This is a genomic window from Nonomuraea sp. NPDC003201, from assembly GCF_053590415.1.
In genome coordinates this window covers 28,124-42,692 of record NZ_JBSFTC010000031.1, presented here as the reverse complement: position 1 = coordinate 42,692, position 14,569 = coordinate 28,124, and the positions used below count along the sequence as shown (strand labels likewise).

14 protein-coding genes are annotated in these 14,569 nt (G+C 69.5%); 4 read left to right on the top strand and 10 right to left on the bottom strand.

Translation table 11 applies throughout. From position 1 onward, the window contains the following. Positions 1-16 precede the first annotated feature (16 nt). Positions 17-1,399 (top strand): serine hydrolase domain-containing protein, encoded by a 1,383-nt coding sequence (locus ACWDX9_RS15000; RefSeq protein WP_449953608.1) that lies wholly within the window; start codon positions 17-19, stop codon positions 1,397-1,399. Between the two features lie 368 nt (positions 1,400-1,767). Here the strand turns inward: ACWDX9_RS15000 and ACWDX9_RS14995 are convergent, their stop codons facing one another. The 6 genes from ACWDX9_RS14995 to ACWDX9_RS14970 form a co-directional block, all read right to left on the bottom strand. Beyond that, on the bottom strand, positions 1,768-2,913 hold the full coding sequence (locus ACWDX9_RS14995) for an acetyl-CoA C-acetyltransferase (RefSeq protein ID WP_449953605.1): 1,146 nt from the start codon (positions 2,911-2,913) through the stop codon (positions 1,768-1,770). 62 nt (positions 2,914-2,975) lie between these two features. Continuing rightward, positions 2,976-3,635: a hypothetical protein gene (locus ACWDX9_RS14990; protein WP_449953602.1), complete on the bottom strand. Its 660-nt coding sequence runs from the start codon at positions 3,633-3,635 to the stop codon at positions 2,976-2,978. 27 nt (positions 3,636-3,662) lie between these two features. Continuing rightward, positions 3,663-4,436, bottom strand: a complete 774-nt coding sequence (locus ACWDX9_RS14985; RefSeq protein WP_449953600.1) for a class F sortase — start codon at positions 4,434-4,436, stop codon at positions 3,663-3,665. 5 nt (positions 4,437-4,441) lie between these two features. After that, positions 4,442-5,722 carry a hypothetical protein gene (locus tag ACWDX9_RS14980; protein ID WP_449953597.1) on the bottom strand — a complete coding sequence of 427 codons (1,281 nt, stop codon included), beginning with the start codon at positions 5,720-5,722 and terminating at the stop codon, positions 4,442-4,444. Positions 5,723-5,846: 124 nt separating this feature from the next. Then, entirely contained in the window at positions 5,847-6,623 is a 777-nt protein-coding gene (locus ACWDX9_RS14975; RefSeq protein ID WP_449953594.1) for a class F sortase, read from the bottom strand. Beyond that, positions 6,623-8,029 carry a hypothetical protein gene (locus ACWDX9_RS14970; RefSeq protein WP_449953591.1) on the bottom strand — a complete coding sequence of 469 codons (1,407 nt, stop codon included), beginning with the start codon at positions 8,027-8,029 and terminating at the stop codon, positions 6,623-6,625. Before ACWDX9_RS14970 ends, ACWDX9_RS14975 begins: the two co-directional genes overlap by 1 nt. 181 nt (positions 8,030-8,210) lie before the next feature. On the opposite strand from ACWDX9_RS14970, the gene ACWDX9_RS14965 reads away from it, so the two are divergent. Together ACWDX9_RS14965 and ACWDX9_RS14960 are read left to right on the top strand one after the other, a co-directional pair. Next, positions 8,211-9,356 (top strand): acyl-CoA dehydrogenase family protein, encoded by a 1,146-nt coding sequence (locus tag ACWDX9_RS14965; protein WP_350733374.1) that lies wholly within the window; start codon positions 8,211-8,213, stop codon positions 9,354-9,356. A 38-nt stretch (positions 9,357-9,394) separates the two neighbouring features. After that, positions 9,395-9,556 carry a hypothetical protein gene (locus tag ACWDX9_RS14960; protein WP_397278986.1) on the top strand — a complete coding sequence of 54 codons (162 nt, stop codon included), beginning with the start codon at positions 9,395-9,397 and terminating at the stop codon, positions 9,554-9,556. On the opposite strand, the gene ACWDX9_RS14955 is transcribed toward ACWDX9_RS14960, so the two are convergent. Then, complete coding sequence (locus tag ACWDX9_RS14955; protein WP_449953587.1) at positions 9,553-9,981, bottom strand: MarR family winged helix-turn-helix transcriptional regulator; 429 nt, start codon at positions 9,979-9,981, stop codon at positions 9,553-9,555. The genes ACWDX9_RS14960 and ACWDX9_RS14955 overlap by 4 nt on opposite strands. A 20-nt stretch (positions 9,982-10,001) precedes the next feature. Between ACWDX9_RS14955 and ACWDX9_RS14950 the strand changes: the two genes are divergently transcribed. Continuing rightward, the gene (locus tag ACWDX9_RS14950) at positions 10,002-10,376 is read left to right on the top strand and encodes a helix-turn-helix domain-containing protein (RefSeq protein WP_449953585.1); all 375 of its coding nucleotides are present in this window, start codon (positions 10,002-10,004) and stop codon (positions 10,374-10,376) included. On the opposite strand, the gene ACWDX9_RS14945 is transcribed toward ACWDX9_RS14950, so the two are convergent. The 3 genes from ACWDX9_RS14945 to ACWDX9_RS14935 form a co-directional block, all read right to left on the bottom strand. Next, a complete protein-coding gene (locus ACWDX9_RS14945) occupies positions 10,370-11,824 on the bottom strand; it encodes a hypothetical protein (protein WP_449953582.1) in 1,455 nt (484 codons plus the stop codon). The two genes, ACWDX9_RS14950 and ACWDX9_RS14945, sit on opposite strands and share 7 nt — an antisense overlap. Beyond that, positions 11,808-13,694 (bottom strand): hypothetical protein, encoded by a 1,887-nt coding sequence (locus ACWDX9_RS14940; RefSeq protein ID WP_449953580.1) that lies wholly within the window; start codon positions 13,692-13,694, stop codon positions 11,808-11,810. The genes ACWDX9_RS14945 and ACWDX9_RS14940 overlap by 17 nt, the downstream gene beginning before the upstream one ends. Before the next feature lie 88 nt (positions 13,695-13,782). Next, on the bottom strand, positions 13,783-14,562 hold the full coding sequence (locus ACWDX9_RS14935) for an alpha/beta fold hydrolase (protein WP_449953577.1): 780 nt from the start codon (positions 14,560-14,562) through the stop codon (positions 13,783-13,785). Positions 14,563-14,569 lie beyond the last annotated feature (7 nt).

The window sequence follows — 14,569 nt, the reverse complement described above, 5'->3', positions numbered from 1 at the left end:
TCCTAGGTTTCTCTCCGTGATAGCAGTGAAGTCCCTCCTGATCGGCCTCTCGACGGCGCTGACCCTCGCCCCCGCCCCGCAGCCGACCTCCCAGACCATCGACGCCTACCTGCGCCAGGCCATGGAGTCCACCGGACTGCCCGGCATGTCCGTGGTCGTGACGCACAACGGCGAGGTCGTGCACGCGGCCGGCTACGGCCACGACTCCGAGGGGCGTCCCGTCACCGCGAACACCCCGATGCGCGTGGCCTCGGTCAGCAAGTCGTTCACCGCGATGGCCGTGATGACGCTCGTGGAGCGCGGCAGGATCAAGCTGGACGAGCCGGTGGCCGGGCAGCTGCCGGGGTTCAGGATGGCGGACCCGCGCGCGGCGTCGATCACCGTACGGCAGCTGCTCAACCAGACCTCCGGCCTGTCGGACACGACGGTCGACATCGCCGCGGTGGAAGGCGCCACCTCGCTGGCCGACTACACCTCCCGGCTGTCCGGCTCCGAGCTCCGCGCCGACCCCGGCACCCGCTGGGAGTACTGCAACGTCAACTACGACCTGGCCGCGCGGCTGGTCGAGGTGGCCTCCGGGCAGCGGTTCGGCGACTACCTGCGGGAGCGGGTGTTCGGCCCGCTGGGCATGAAGTCCAGCGCCGTCAGCGACCAGGTCGTCCGGCCGGCCGACGGCTACAACTCGATCTTCGGCGCCTGGCTCCCGCGTGCCGAGCTGTCCGGCTTCCTCAACGACAGCGGCTCGGGCGGGGTCGTCACCACGGCCGCCGACATGGGCAAGTGGCTGATCGCGCAGTCAGGCGACGGGCGGCCGCTGGTCAAGCGGGAGAGCCTGGACATCATGCACACGCCGAGCAAGATCCGCGACTACGGCATGGGCTGGGGCGTCGAGCGGGAGACCGGGCAGCTCGTGCACTCGGGGAACCTGTTCACGTACAACGCCGTCGAGGCCGTCTCCCCCAAGACCGGCTACGGCTTCGCCGTCATGGCGAACGGGGCGGCGCTGACCGACGACACGTACACCGTCATGGAGGGGCTGACCGCTCTGAGCGAGGGCCGCGCCCCTGAGGTGCCCGGAGGCGACCGGCAGCTGTACGAGCTGGTGCTGGGCGTGCTCGCGATGGCCGCGGCCGGCCTCGGCGTCCTGGGTGTGCTGCGCGCCCGGCGCTGGGCCGCCCGGCACACGGGCAGGCGGGTTTGGTGGCGGCTCGTGCCCGTGCTGCTCCCCGTGGCCGTGCTGGCGGCGTATCCGGACCTGATCTCGTTCCTCATGAACGGGCGGGCGGTGACGTGGGCCCAGCTCACCTACTTCGCCGCGCCCCTGTCGATCACGGTGCTGGTGGCGGCGCTGTCGGGGGCGGCGGTGGCAGTGACCCGGCTGATGGCCGGTCGCCGTTAATTCGGTTGCACGGGATTACGGCCGGCCCGTACTGTCATGGACATGCGCCTTTACCTGTGATTCTCCGCTGCTCGGCAGCGAGACCGCCCGTCATCCGTCCAGACGCGGCAGCTGAGCTTGCAGACCGGCCCCGATGAGCCGCGTCGTGAGTCTGTGTAAAGGAGCTTCCTCATGCGAGTCCGTTCATCCAGGAAAAAGAACCTTCCCGGATTGCCCGTGACGCGGCCGATGCCCAAGATGCCGCAACGGCCGATCATGCCGCCCCGGCGCATCCCGCCGAAGGGCCGCTGAGACAACTACCAGGATGGTAGTTAGGCGAGCGCCGCCTCCACCGTACGCCAGGAGGCGGCGCTCGCACCCTTCATGCCTTAGAGGCGCTCGATGATGGTGACGTTGGCCTGGCCGCCGCCCTCGCACATCGTCTGCAGCCCGTACCGGCCGCCCGTGCGCTCGAGCTCGTGCAGGAGCTTGGTCATCAGGATCGCGCCCGTGCCGCCGAGCGGGTGGCCGAGCGCGATGGCGCCGCCGTTCGGGTTGACCTTGGCCGGGTCGGCGCCGAGCTCGTGCGTCCAGGCCAGCGGCACCGGCGCGAACGCCTCGTTGATCTCCACCACGTCGATGTCGTCGATCGACATGCCGGCCTTCGCCAGCGCCCGCCGCGTGGCGGGGATCGGCGCGGTCAGCATGTAGACCGGGTCGTCGCCCATGAGGGCGAGCTGGTGGATGCGGGCCCGCGGCGTCAGGCCGTGGTCCCTGACCGCCTGCTCGGAGGCGATCAGCAGCGCGCCGGAGCCGTCGGAGATCTGCGAGGAGGTGGCGGCGGTGATCTGGCCGCCCTCCTTCAGGGTCTTGAGCGTGGCCATCTTCTCCAGCGTCGAGTCGGGCCGCGGCCCCTCGTCGTCCTCGACGCCGTTGACCGGGGCGATCTGGTCCTTGAAGTAGCCGTTGGCGATGGCCTTGGCGGCGCGCTGGTGGGACTCCAGCGCGAACCGCTCCAGCGTCTCCCGCGTGTAGCCCCACTTCTCGCACATCAGCTCCGCGCCGCGGAACTGCGAGATCTCCTGCTTGCCGTACCGTTCGACCCACTTCTCACCGAACGGGAAGGGCATGCCCTTCTCCAGCGCGGCCGTGATCGACGAGCCCATCGGCACGATGCTCATCGACTCCACGCCGGCGGCCACGACCAGGTCCTGGGTGCCGGACAGCACGCCCTGGGCGGCGAAGTGGATCGACTGCTGCGAGGAGCCGCACTGCCGGTCGATCGTGACGCCGGCGGTGGTCTCCGGCAGGCCCGCCGACAGCCAGGCGTTTCGCGCGATGTCCATGCTCTGGGGGCCGAACTGCATGACGCACCCCATGATGACGTCCTCGACCGCCGCGGGGTCGACGCCCGTGCGGTCGATCAGCGCCTTCAGCGTGTGCGCGGCCAGGTCAGTGGGGTGGACGGTGGAAAGGCCGCCCTTCTTCTTGCCGACCGGGGTGCGAACGGCCCCGACGATGTACGCCTCTGCCACAGTGCCTCCTGGAAACCGAGCATTATTCGGTTACTAGGGGCAGACTACAACAGAACGACGTTCTACTCACGCGTGGGCGGGACCAGGTCCTCCGCCGCGTCGACCCGGAACCGCCAGCGGTCCACGACCAGCCCGTTCAGCGCCTCGGCCAGCTCTAGGGCGAGCGCGCCGAGTTTGGCGGGCTCGTCGCCGCGCAGCTCGATCGCGGTCAGCTCGACGGCGAAGGGCAGGAGCTCCTGAACGGCGGGCGGCTGCCCCTTCTGCGGGACGAGCACGGCCCGGATGTCACCGGCCGTGAACGCGAACTCGTCCTCCTCGTCCGGCTCCAGCAGCGGCGACAGCTCCTCGGCGGTCGGCCGCGCCGGAAGGATGACGGCGGGCCCGCTCTCCTCCTCGTCGGCGGGGTCCGTCACCTCGCCCCGGCACACCGCGAGCCCCTTGAGCCGGAAGGCCAGGCCCTCGGCGAGGTAGCGGTCGAAGAAGTTCAGCGGCAGCGGCCCCTCGGCGGCCACCCTGACCGCCCACACCTTCTCCAGCTCGCCACCGGTCAGCTCCGGCTCGGCCTCCACGGGCGCGTACACCCGCACGTCGGTGGCCACGATGTCGTCGCCGTCCTTCTTCGCGCCGGGGTCCGCGAGCCGCACGATGCGCAGCAGCTCGGCCGGATCCGGCTTGGCGGGCAGGGCCGCCGTCGGGCCGGTACGCAGTCTCCGCTTGGCCATCCAGCCCATAGCCCGCCTCCGCGCTTGTCAGCTTCGATAAGAGCTCGTCATCGTCGCGTAGACGATGACGTTGTCGTCGTAGTGGCCGATCGTGCGATCGTAGTTCCCACCGCAGGTGATCAGGTGAAGCTGAGCGTTCTCCTGGGGCCCGTAGACGCGCTGGGTCGGGAACGTCTTCTTGCTCGCCTGCTCGATGCCGCCGACGGTGAACACCGCGGTCGTCCTGTCCTGGCGCTGGATCTCGATGGTGTCGCCGTTCTTGAGCTCGGGGAGCCTGCTGAACACGGCGGGGCGCGTCCTGGTGTCCTTGTGCCCGAGGATCACGGCCGGCCCCGCCTCACCCGGGGTGGACATGCTCCGGTACCACCCGGCCAGGTTGGGGTTCTCGGACGGGGGCACCTCGATCGTCCCGTCCTTCTTCAGCCCGACGGACGTGATCGGCGCGTTGATCCCGAGCCTCTTGATCACGATCCGCTTGGGCGTGGACGGCATCATCGGGGGCGCGGGGTTGATCTGCGGCAGCGGCGGCGGCACGTCGGGGGCCGCCTGGAAGAGAGCCTGCTCGGGCTGCCCGGTGGCCTTCCCGTCCGGCTGCGCCTGCAGCTTCAGGGTCTCGCGGTTGCTGCTCGCGAGCCCGTACTCCTGGGGGGAGTTGAGCACGATCAGCAGCCCGGCCACGACGGTGACGACACCGGCGATGGCCGCACCGATGAGCACGGTCCTGAGCACCGCGCTCCCCTTGTCCGCGGGCGGCGGCACGTGCCCGCCATCGCCGCCGCCGTACGGATAGTGCCCCGACATTCCCGTCAGCCCCTGGTGGCGTTACGGCGCCGCATGACGAGCCCGCCGACGGCCGCGGCACCCACCAGCGCGGTGCCGGTCAGGATGAACATCCGCCCGTCGGGCCCCGCCTCACCACCACCACCGGTGTCGGCCCCGGCCTTGGGGGTCTTCGACTTCTTAGTGGACGGGGTGACCGTCACCGTCGCGGTGCTGGTCTTGGTGGGCTTGGGGGTGGAGGTGGTGTTGGTCGGGGTGGAGGAGGTCGTCGGGGTACCGGTGGAGGAGCCCACCGTGAAGGTGTACGTCTTGAGGCCGGTCGTGGGGGCCAGGCACTTGATCACGGGCGAGGACGCCGAGGTGCCGAAGGCCAGGTCGCCGGCGGTCAGCGTCACGGTGCCCGTGGTGGTGGGCTTGACCTTGACGGTGACGCTCGTGGGGAGCGTGATGGCCTGGCCGATGGTGACGGTGCCGAGCGTCGCTTCGCCGGTGGCGGTGGCGGGGGTTCCGGCACCGCTCGCCTTGACGGTGACGAACATCTTGGGGCTGGTGGTGGGGAAGCCGGTGGGCGCCTTCAGCGTGTCACTGCCGGTCTGAATGGTGCCGGTCCAGGTGATCGAGGCGTCGGCGTTGGCGGTGGCGCTGGTGGGCGGCGTCATGACGACCTTCATGTCGACGTCGGCCGGATAGTCGGCGTCGCCGCCGCCGCTGGCGAGGTCGCAGTCATAGGCGACGACCTCATCGCCACCGCTACCGCCACCGGTCCCGATCGTCACGTCCAGGACATCACTGGTGGAGGTCGCTGTGCACGTCGTGACGGTCGTCGCGGCACTGGTGAGGGCCAGCTTCAGCTCGCCGGGCTTCAAGCTGACCTTGCCTGTGGCCCCGGCATTCACCGCGACCTTGTACGTCACGTTGCCCGCCGGCACCGTCGTCTGGCCGGAGGTGACCGTCGCGCCCGTCTTCGCGCCAGAGTCAGAGACGGTGCCGCCGGTCGGCGACAGCGTCAGGGTGGCCTGCACAGTGGTGTTCGCTGTGGGAGCCGGCGGCGTGAGCGTCAGCGACGGGATGTTCACGGTCAGGTCGAAGGTCTGGCCTGCCGTCGCCGTGTCGGGCGCGGTGAGTCCGACGCTGAGCGAGGTGTTGCTGAACGGCCCGCCGCTGCAGGTGTAGGCGAACTGCTTGGTCGCGGCTAACGCGGCCGTCGGGGTGGAGAGCACGAAGATGGAGCCGACGAAGATCGCGAGCGTACCCGTCAATCCCAGCGCGGACGTCTTATGGGCGAGGCGGCGCCACGCCTGGGACATAAGCACGGGTCCATCTCCGTTCAAGGCAAGTTTCAACAGTCGTGCCAGAATTCCAGCCGTTGGTCACGGTTAGGTTGAGATCCTACGAACTGTCCCTGTCAAGTTCCCGTAAACCGCCAAAACCCTAGCCCTTCTTCTTGGACAACGTCGCGTATACGACGATGTTGTCCGTGTAACTGTGCGCCGTCTTGTTGAAGACCCCACCGCACGTGACGAGCCGCAACTGAGCGTTGGTCGTGTTCCCGTACACCCGCGACGTCGGGAACGACGCCTTGCTCGCCTGCTCGATCCCGCTCACCGTGAACCGCGTGACCTTGCCGTCCGACCGGTACACGTAGATCTGGTCACCCTTGGCCAGCTCCCGGAGGCGGTCGAAGACGGCGGGGCCCTTGCGGGTGCTCACGTGGCCGTTGATGACCGAGGGGCCGAGCTCGCCGGGCACCGGGGAGCCCTTGTACCAGCCCGTCTGGTTGGGCTTGGTCAGGGGCGGGGTGCCGAGCTTGCCCTTGCTGTCCACCGTGACGGCCCCGATGGGCGCGTTCACCTTGATCTTGGGGATCTTGATGCGGGTCGGCCTGGACCGGGTGGACTTGGCCTTGGTCGAGGGGATCGGGGACACGACCGGGACCGCCGGGAGCGGAGGCGGCGCGTCCAGGCGGGCCGGGGTCAGGGGGATGCCCTTGCCGCCGGGGCCCACGGTGGGCGGGAGCACGAACGCGCCCGCGTTCGCCACCTCCACCTGCGTCGGCGTGTCCTGCGCCGCCGCCAACGAGCCCGAGGCGTCGTCGGGGGTGGTGGGCCACAGCGAGAGCATGCTCACCATGACCAGGCCGACGCCGCCCAGCGAGCCGGCGATCAGCAATCCGGGCAACGCCCGCTGCATCGGTGTCTGCTCGGTCATCAGAGCGCTCCTCCCGCGTGCGCGGCCCTGCGCCGGCGCAGCAGCAATCCGCCGCCCGCGCCGCCGATCACCAGCGCGGCCATCAGCCCGTACGGTCTGTCCTCGCGATCCGGCGCCTCACCGCTGTCCACGCCGCCCTTGGGGGTGTTGGCGACCTGCGCCCGGTAGTACTTGGTCGCGGTCGGCCCGGTGGCCTTGGGCGTGGCCGTGGCCGAGCTGGTACCGGTGGCACTGGGGACCACGATCACCCGCCCGAGGCCGATGTCGGTGGTCCGGTTGTTGGGGGTGGTGTGGGTCCCGGTGGGCGTCGGGTTGGTCGGGTTCGTCGTCGAGGTGTTAGTGGGGCTGTTGCTGACGGACGGGCTGACGGGCGGCGACTGCGTGCCGGTGGGGCCCGACTTGTCCCGTACGGTCACCACGACCGACACCGGCGAGCTGACCAGATTGCACTTCGCGCCGTGGTAACCGGTGGGGGTCTTGGACGTGTTGGTGGTCACGCGGAAGGCGTCCAGCCAGGCCGGCTTGTTCGCGGCGTTCTCGATCCTGATCTTGTGCTGGCCGTACGCGAGCGGCGCGGACGTCCACAGCGTCTGCCCGCCGTCCATGTCGTCGTTGACCGGCACGTCGTCGTCGGAGCGGGAGGGGTCGACCGTGGCCCGCTTGTTGCCGTCGATGTAGATGTCGACCGGGCCCGCGTCCTTGTCGGTCGGCCCGATGTACTCCACGCCGGTCCCGATGAAGGTCAGCTCGGCGGACGCGCCGATCTGGTCGGTCTGGTGCAGGTCGTTGTGCACGTGGTTCTCGGAGCCGGGACGGTCGTCCAGGGAGATCCAGCCGCTGCTGTAGACGATCCCCATGTCGGAGGGGTTGTCGGCGTCGTCGCCGTCGTTGACCACCACGCTGCCGTCCGGCGGGGTGAAGTCCAGCTCGATGTCCTTGGGCGTGACCGTGATGGTGCCCGGCTTGTCGGTCAGGCCGGGGTCGTTCATGGTCTCGGGGAGGGACAGGTGGCCGTCGGGGCGGAGCGGACCCTCGGGGTCGGCGCTGCCCTTGGGCTGCAGGATGCCCTGCCAGCTGCTGGTGAGCTGCACATTGCCGGTGCCGTGCACCTGGCCGCCCTCGGGGAAGTAGCCGGGCGACTGCAGCCGGCTGTCGTTGGCGTAGTGGAGCTTCCAGGTGAAGTTGAGCGGGTCTCCGACGGCCAGGTCCGTGGCGAAGGTGAGGTTGGTCTTCAGGCGGACGGGACCGTGCCTGACGATGCTGTTGGGGCCGGACGCCACGCAGTCGTACTCGACCACGAGGTCGGCCGGCGCGGCGGCGGCCGGCGTACCCGGCAATACCACGACTGCTAAAGCCGCCACCGATCCGACCGATGCGGCGATCAACGCCTTGCGCCACCGACTCACGGGAGACTCCGATCACGCCACAAATAGACCGAGGGTAGATCTTAGAGTCGAAAACACCCCCAACACATGCCGATCGCGGCAACGTCCAGCACTTGTGATGAAGCCGTGTCCACAGGTATCCGCCGCACCGGGAAAAGGGGGTATACCTGCCAGTAACAGAACCCTGTTCGGGAGGACCATAATGCGGCGAGACCTCTTCGACGAGGAGCACCTGCTCTTCCGCGAGACCGTGCGCGAGTTCATGGCCCGGGAGGTCGTGCCGCACCACGCCCAGTGGGAGAAGGACGGCATCGTCCCGCGCGAGGTCTGGAAGAAGGCCGGGGAGCTGGGAATGTTCGGGTTCTCGGTGCCCGAGGAGTACGGCGGGGCCGGGGTCACGGACTTCCGCTACAACGCCGTGATCGTCGAGGAGATCCTCCGGAACGGCGCCTCCGGGCTCGGGTTCTCGTTGCACAACGACGTCATGGCGCCGTACCTCGTGGATCTGACCAACGACGAGCAGAAGCAGCGGTGGCTGCCCGGCTTCGCGAGCGGCGAGCTGATCAGCGCGATCGCGATGAGCGAGCCCGGGGCCGGCAGCGATCTGCAGGGGATCAGGACCACGGCCCTCCGCGAGGGTGACCACTACCTGGTCAACGGGCAGAAGACGTTCATCACGAACGGGATCAACGCGGATCTGGTCGTCGTGGTGGCCAAGACCGACCCCGACGCGGGCGCCAGGGGGACCACGCTGATCGTGGTCGAGCGCGGCATGGAGGGGTTCGAGCGGGGGCGCAATCTCGAGAAGATCGGGATGAAGGCCCAGGACACGGCCGAACTGTTCTTCGAGAACGTACGCGTGCCCGTCGCCAACCGCCTGGGCCCGCGCGACGGCGAGGGCTTCTTCCAGCTCATGAACAACCTCCCGCAGGAGCGCCTGTCGATCGCCGTGGCGGCGGTGGCCGCGGCGGAGGCCGTGCTGGAGGAGACCATCGAGTACTGCAAGACCCGGCAGGCCTTCGGGCGGAGCATCGGCTCGTTCCAGAACACCCGGTTCGTGCTGGCGGAGCTGGCCACCGAGACCGAGATCGCCCGCCACTACGTGGACAAGTGCATCCTGGCGCTCAACGCCGGGCAGCTCGACGCGGTGGACGCGGCCAAGGCCAAGTGGTGGACCACCGAGCTGCAGAACAAGGTCATCGACCGCTGCCTCCAGCTCCACGGCGGGTACGGCTACATGATGGAGTACCCGGTCGCCAAGGCGTGGATCGACAGCCGGGTGCAGACGATCTACGGCGGCACCACCGAGATCATGAAGGAGATCATCGGCCGGTCCTTCGGGTTCTGACCCCACGGGAAGGCGGTCCGCACCGCATACTGGAGAGCATGGACGGCGGCCTGATCCTCCTGGCTTTCCTGGCGTTGCTGTTCGCCTGGGGCCTCAACCGCGTGCGCCGGGCGATCCGCCTGGGGCCGGTGGCCTACGGCGGCGTGATGATCGTGTTCATCATCGTCATGCTCCTCCTCTGGGGCCAGACCAAGATCTAACCGGGCATTCCCTCCACGAAGCGGGTGAGCAGCCGGGCGAACTCCGCCCGGTCCTCCTCCGGCCACTCCTCCATGACCGCCGCGAACGCCGCCTGCCTGGCCCGGTGGGCCTGCTCCAGCGCCGCCTGCCCGGCCTCGGTCAGCACCAGCCACGCCTTGCGCCCGTCGGCCTGGTCGGCCTCCCGCCTGACGAGGCCCGCCGCCACGGCCGCCGCCACCAGCCGGCTGGCCCTCGGCTGATCGACGCTGAGCGCCTGCGCGACCGTGGACACGGTGACGGACCCGCCGGCGCCCTCGATCACGTCGAGCACCTCGTACTCCGGCCCCACGGCGCCCTGCTGCCGCGCCAGCACCCGCCGGCTCTGCCGCCGCCTGATCGCGACCATCGCCCGCTCGACCGCGGAAATATACTTGTCTTCATACATATTGTTGTTATTCTACATCTATGGACAAACCCATCGGCCACTGGCTGAAGCATCTCGACAACCTGCTGGAAGACGCCATGGAGCAGGCGCTCCAGCCCACCACCCGCCGGGAGTGGCAGGTGCTCAACCGAGCGGCCCACGAAAGCACGTACACCATGCCGTTCACCGGGCCGTTCACCGGGCCGTTCACCGGCGTGGACGAGGCCGTGGAGCGGCTCACCGCCAGGGGCTGGCTGGCGGACGGCGAGCTCACCGAGGCCGGGAGGGCCGCGCACGGCGAGATCTCCGAGAACGTCGGCCGATTCCGGCAACAGGTGCTCGAAGGCGTGAGCCCGCAGGAGTACGCGGCCACCGTCGACGTGCTCCGCCGCATGTCGGCCAACCTCGATCACTGACGCGTGTCCCCCGCCGGCTCGGGGGACGACCACGCGGCGAAGACGGTGGCGCCGTAAGGGGTGAGCCGCAGGACGGGGATCTCCCGCCTGAGCGGATTGCCGTCGCGGTCGATCGTGATGTCGCCGCTGGCACCCTGAACGTCGATGGTGCCGCTGCGCAGCATGGCCGCCACCTCCTGCGGCCCGAGCTTCGCCAGATCGTCCTTCGCGTACCTGTCGATGGCCTTGATCGCGACGTACACGGCGTCGTGGTTCATGATCGCGTGGCCGTCGTCGAGCGATTCCGTGGGGAACAGCCGTACGTACCCCTTCTCGTCCCCGTTCCCGAACCTCGCCTTGATCGCGGGCAGGACGCGGCTGCCGTGGTCGGTGACGTTCGCGGAATGGGCCAGGGCGGTGTAGTACAGCCGGATCCTGCCGCCGTTGTCCTCCCAGATGGGGCTCTTGACGAGGTGGGCCTGCTCGCTGGTGTCGTCCCCGGCGAAGACGCTGATGTCGCGCTGCACGCAGGGGCGCGACAGGCTGAGACCGCGTAACAGCGCGGGCAGGCCTCGGGCGCGACCGGCGTAGAAGACGGCGTTGGCGTCGGAACCGCAGATCGTGTCCGCGATGTTCCCGATGACCGTGCTGGAGGCGTTGACCGTCGAGTCGAACGTCAGCGCCCGGCCGCGCCTCTTGGCGTCGACGACGCGGGCGAGGGTCTTGTCGTAGGCCTCGCCCAGCGTCCGGCTGTAGCTGTCGCCGGATTTGGTGTCCATGACGACGACCGGCTTGAGCGCGGGAACGGCCTGCCCGGCGAAGCGCACGAGAGCCGCCGCCTCGTCGCTGTTCAGCGGCGCCATCCGTACCAGTGCCTCGTGACGCTGCAGTTCGTCCGAGGTGATCACGGCCGCGACCATCGCGATCTTGCCCTTGCTGAGCCGGTCGATCACGCGCTTGGTGGCTTCGACGCTGTTCCCGAGCCCGGTGACGGCGAGGATGCGCTCGCTCTGGACGCGGCTCTCCAGGTCCGTGACCGTGTCCTCCCACGCGTCCGAGCTGATGTTGCCGACGAGCAGCCTGATGTACGGCGCCGCGGACTGCTCCCTGTTGCGCCACAGTTGCGCCAGATGTGACCCCTGGAGGGCATGCCGGATGGTGTCGAGGCCCATCCCCGTCTCGGTCACATCGCCCGACATCGGGAGCAGCACCAGGATCGTGACGTACTCACCCGGATGCTTCGAGATCACGTCGTCGTTCTCCGCGTGGATGCGCTCCATGATGCCGGCCAGGCTCGGGTCGAAGGCGTCGCTCGCGTCGGTGAGCCTGGACGGCGCGCGGAAGACGAAGGTGAGGCCCGTCGCGACGAGCACGGCGACGAGGGCGACGCGCACGGTCCACTGCCGGCGGCGACGCTTGACGTAGATGGGAGCGGGCCCGATCTGGAGGCTGTCAGGGATGTCGCTCATACCTCTCGGCCTCTCGGTTGAGGATCGACCCGCCGGTCGTCGTGAGGCCCGCCAGCTGCCTGAACTCGTGCGCGATCTCCGTGGCGCGCCGGCCGGGGGGATCGAGGACGGGATCGAGCCAGAACCACCGGGCCACCACCAGCTTCCTGATCATGGACGTCCGGTCCCGCCGTTCCGTGTCGGCCGAGCTCACCGCCAGTGAGTCGTACAAGGCCGCCAAGGGCCGGTCCAGGGGCAGGCGGTTGGGGGCCGCGGTCACCTGCTCGTAGAGCTGAACCCACTCCGGCAGGCGACTGCCGCGGCGGCCGATCACGTCGAGCTGCCCGAACCTCTCGTTCAGGAACGCCACGACGGTCTCCAGCCGGGGATCGTCCCCGCCCGTAACGCGGGCCAGCGTGTGATAGGCGGCCGAGGCGTCGTCGGCCACCTCCTGCCTGCGGTAGAAGCTCTCCATCGTCTCGTGGACCTGGTCCCAGCGCTCCGGCTCCGCGGCGAGGTGGTGCAGCAGCAGCCTTCTGAGCCAGGGATGGAGGACGGTGATCTCCTCACCGCCGGAGGAGGAGCGCTCCCATCCGCCTCCTCGGTTCTCCGCGGCGCTCCGCGTGGTGAGCCACAGCCGCTCGGCCAGCTCGCGGCGGAGGTGCGAGGCGGTGCTCGCCCCGTCGAGCAGCGCGTTCTCGGCGTCGTCCACGTTCCTGGCCGCCGACCAGGCCATCAGCAGGTCACGCCGGGGCAGGTGGTCGGGCATCAGCCGGCGCAGGGCGTCCTTCTCGTGCAGGATGGCGCGGAACTCGTCGTCGTCCGCGGCCTTCCCGAGCAGATCGCCCAGTTCGCGGGCGGCGTACGGGTAGCCCCCGGTCAGCTCGTGGACCGCGCGCTCGTGAACCGCCGCGGTCCCGCCAGTCGGCAGGCCGGGCATGAGCACGGGATACCACCAGCGCTGCTCCGCGTCGCCGCGCCGCTCCACCCAGTCCTCGTACGTGGCCGCGGCGAGCCGCGGCGGCCGGCGGGCCTCCGGCGTCCCCGGGCACGCCCAGCCCGTCATCCCCTTCGGCCAGGTCCTCGACGCGGCCACGACCACCAGGGGATCCGCGCTCGCGCCGGCTCTGGAGCGCCTGGCCCTGGCGGCGACCAGCGCCTGCAGGAAGGCACAGCCCGCCGGGCTGTCGGCGTCGTCCAGCAGCAGGAGGCAGTTGCGCGCGTGGCGCGGCTTCGCCCACGCCTGCGCGAGGTCCTCGAGGAACGCCTCGACGAGGATCCCCCGCGCGCCCTCCGCCCGCTCCCCGCCGATCTTCTGCTCCTGTACGAGATTCAGGACGTCACCGCCGAGCCGTTCCGAGAGCCACGCCCTGGCCACGCGGTGAACCCGATCGGCGGCGTCCAGATGGCGCCCCAGCAACTCCGCGACATAAACCAGAAATTTCAGCCAAATGCCAATGTTCGGCAATAAGGAGGCGATATCTCGCCACTGCGCCGCGTCATTGGGATCGATGCGCGCCTTGCGCTGAAGACGCAGCTGCAGCTGATCTTCGAGTTGCGAACGCGGCAATTTCGGATCGAGACCGAGCACCACCAGCGTGAAAATCGTGCGGGGCAGCTTCACCTTGTCGAGCGCCGCCAGGTCATAGGCGATCCGCTGGATCACGTCGGCGACGGTGCTGCCGTGCGCCGGGTGGAGCGCCAGGTTGACCGCCGGAGAGGGCGGGTTCCGCACGCTGTGCGAGATCTGCGTGAGGGTCGCGCTCTTCCCGGTGCCCGCCAGCCCGAGCAGAAAAATGACGGGCAGCTCGTGCTGCCCGGGAGGATGAGTTTTCTGGAGGCACCCTCGCAACAACGGGTACCAGGAGTCGTCCGCCATGAATTCCGCCATATGGCCATACCGGGAAATCGACCGCCGCTCCTCTTGAGCGCTCGATACGGGGAAACCTATCCCATCTCTTTGGCGGGGGGCAGAGAAATTACGAAATGGCGCTGGATTCCAGAATGACGCGGGCGACGAGGTCGGGGTCGTCGCTCATGGGCACGTGACCGCACCCTTTCAACAGCTTGACCCGCTGCCCCGACCAGCGGGCCGCGCGCACGGCCTGGCGGCGCAGCAGGAGCCGGTCGTGCTCGCCCCACGCGATCGTGATGGGCGACTTCGGCGGGGCGGGCGGCATCAGGCCGGCGAACGACTCAAGCGTCTCGTCGAAGCCGCTCGCCCAGGCCAGCGCCTGCATGGCCGCGACGTGCGCGGTGGCGGAGAGCCTGGCGGGGTGGGCGACCAGGATCCCGGTCGAGACGGCCCGCAGCAGCGGGTTCTCGGCCACCTTGGCGGTATGCCTTGCGGGGATCGACCGGGCCGAGGCGCGCAGGGCGCGCAGCACGGACTGGCAGTAGAGCAGCTCAGGCCGGGACCAGAAGCCGGCCGGCGACAGCGCGGTGGCCGTGCGTACGACGCCGCGCGAGGCCAGCTCCAGCGCGATGTAGCCGCCGAGCGAGTTGCCCGCCACGTGCGGCTCGCGCACGCCGAGCACCGCGCAGAACGACTCGACCGCGTCGGCCAGCGACTCCGCGGTGTAGGTGACGCCCTCGGGCAGGCCCGGGGATCTGCCGAAGCCGGGCAGGTCGAGCGCGATCACCGTACGCGCGGCCGCCAGGCGGTCCAGCACCGGCAACCATGCCTGCCAGTGATGGCCGATCCCGTGGATGAGGATCAGCGGCGCGCCGGTGCCCCGTCGTTCGAAGGCCAGCTCCATACGGCCA